2 protein-coding genes are annotated in these 1,514 nt (G+C 28.7%); both read right to left on the bottom strand.

Annotated features, from left to right (window positions below):
• Positions 1-267: 267 nt before the first annotated feature.
• Positions 268-717, bottom strand: coding sequence for a hypothetical protein (locus tag DNG35_RS12115; RefSeq protein ID WP_111129549.1), 450 nt, complete (start codon positions 715-717; stop codon positions 268-270).
• 1 nt (position 718) lies between these two features.
• On the bottom strand, positions 719-1,231 hold the full coding sequence (locus tag DNG35_RS12110; protein WP_111129547.1) for a Panacea domain-containing protein: 513 nt from the start codon (positions 1,229-1,231) through the stop codon (positions 719-721).
• Positions 1,232-1,514 lie beyond the last annotated feature (283 nt).

Here is a 1,514-nt window from a genome sequence, read left to right as displayed (position 1 = left end):
GTCAGTTTTTGATTCCTTAAAATCTCTCCTTTTTTGATAAGATCGTATTCTTCTAATTCTGTCTCTTCGGTGCTGCCGATTAGCTTTTGCTCTTGCACAGCATAAGAAAAACTATATTAAATTATAGCGACAAGTATTCTGTACCTTTATCTAGGATAAGAAATTTTAAATCATATTAAATATGTAATCTAACTCAAAGGGTGTTGTTATCCAGACATCTAAATTTAAAAAGTATATATTTGTTTTGATATAATGAGTTGGCAGTAATTAGAACCCGTACTTTTTCTTAATATATGGTTCAATGGTAGTAGCTGTAGTGATAGTTATGTGAATGGATTTTAAATCACTTGAACTAATATTTCCAACAGCTCTTTCAGGATTTTTTTTCAAAAACTCAACAACTGTATCAATCGAAAACTCTCTTACTTTTGAACAGTCAACAAAACTATCTTTTTCAAGAAAAGGGTTATTTGCTTTGTCTATTTTTAAATGTAAAGATTTTAAATATGAATTATAAGCAACATTTGGATTGGCTTCTGAATTAATAACAACATAAGCTATATCCTCTTCTGCATTATCTTTAGCAACTACAATTATGTATTTATCATAATTAACAGTAAAGTCAGGAATTTTAATCAAGATTGCACTACCTAAATCTATATTTCTTTTGGCAAACTGATTTTTTAAATCATCTGGAAAGAAATCCCCTAAACTCATATTAGATTAACTCTAAATTATCATTAGTTTTCTGCATACTAATGAACTTGAGTAAACTTTCATCTGCACCAACCGCTTTAGCCATATCAATATAATTGATATTCCAAACTGCTTTATTGTATGCGTAATCGTGAGATTTATCAGTTAATGTCGGAAAATCTAAATCTTTATTTTCTTCTATTGCCTCTTTTAGACATTCTAAATCACTTTCTGACAAATAATCTAAATTTGGCTCTGCTAAAGATTTCACAAAGTACCTGTGATATTTAGCAACTACTTCTTCCAACCCTTGAATATTTTCATCAACAACATTTTTGACAAATGAAGGAACTGGACCATATTCCATTTTAACATATGTATCACCAAAAATTGGTCTTCCATACTTTAAAAGATGCTTTTGATCAGCGAAATAAAGAATTTTATAAGTCTTGTGAGTATCAGCCTTTTCAAGATTATTTACTACAAATAAAAGGCTATTAACAGCTTTTTCTTTATGTAAATTAAAGTCTCTCATATTTTAGTAAGTTATTCATTTTATGCGAAATGAACGTAGCAAAGTTACAAAAAAATAACTACTGCCAACAATGTATATAAAAAATAGCTAAATCTGTGCCAAAATTAATTTGTATCGCTTATTAAATAACGTTATTTTAGTCGGAAAAGTATGCAGCTACTTACACGCTACTTTTCATATACAAAACCGTTGCCAGCAATATGAACAATGAACTTTCCTGAAATAGGTTGACTAAAAATTAGACCATTAATTATAGTCACTTATGAAAACAAAAAATGAACAC

The organism is Mesonia sp. K7, from assembly GCF_003233725.1.
In the GTDB taxonomy this organism is placed as follows: Bacteria; Bacteroidota; Bacteroidia; order Flavobacteriales; family Flavobacteriaceae; genus Mesonia.
Note: the sequence above shows the minus strand (reverse complement) of the source record. Positions and strands in the feature narration are given on the sequence as shown.